This is a genomic window from Flavobacterium aquidurense (genome assembly GCF_002217195.1).
GTDB classification, from domain to species: Bacteria; Bacteroidota; Bacteroidia; order Flavobacteriales; family Flavobacteriaceae; genus Flavobacterium; species Flavobacterium frigidimaris.
Genome location: NZ_MUGR01000070.1, coordinates 1 through 722, shown reverse-complemented (window position 1 = coordinate 722; position 722 = coordinate 1). Strand labels below are relative to the sequence as shown.

1 protein-coding gene is annotated in these 722 nt (G+C 34.8%); it reads right to left on the bottom strand.

The genetic code is table 11. The features are described from left to right. On the bottom strand, positions 1-722 hold a 722-nt coding region (locus tag B0A67_RS24075), incomplete at both ends, for an IS5 family transposase (RefSeq protein WP_123887476.1).

Here is a 722-nt window from a genome sequence, read left to right as displayed (position 1 = left end):
GCGGATAATTTTACCATATTTTCAGAATTTTCCATTAGTAATTCGTAATTCCTGCATAATCTCCTGTCGTTATCAAACCAGGAAAATGTCCGTTCAATAATCCATCTTTTAGAAAAGGGCTTAAAATCTGTTTTCTTTTCATCATTTCTCATCACCACATTGATTAGATAAGCAAACTTATTTTTCACCTGTTCTATGATTTCTCCTCTGTAACCTCCATCAGCAAGAATAATCTTCACAGGACTTAAGAAATATGCCAAAGTTCTCATGAGAAAATCAACAGCTTTACTGTCATGAACATTGGCTACAGTAACCATTATTGCTAATAAAAATCCGTTTTTATCAACCACCACATGTCTTTTAATTCCTTTTACTTTTTTATTCCCGTCAAAACCATTTAATGAGCGGTTGTTTCCCCATCTTACACTCTGACTGTCCATTATGCCTAAACTCGGTTCTCTTTTTTGATTTCTTTTCAACCTGACTTTTTCCCGTAATTTCGAAAGAAGCAGATCAAAATCCTCTGCATTTGCCCATTTGCTGTAATAGTAATAGACCAATTCCCATTTCGGAAAATCATTGGGTAACATCCTCCATTGGCAACCGGTTTTCACCAAATACATTATGGCGTTCCAAATGGTTCTTAAACCATATTTTCGCTTTCTGTCATTGAGGTTCAAAGTCTTTTTTATAAATTGCCACTGATTGTCAGAAATGTTTGT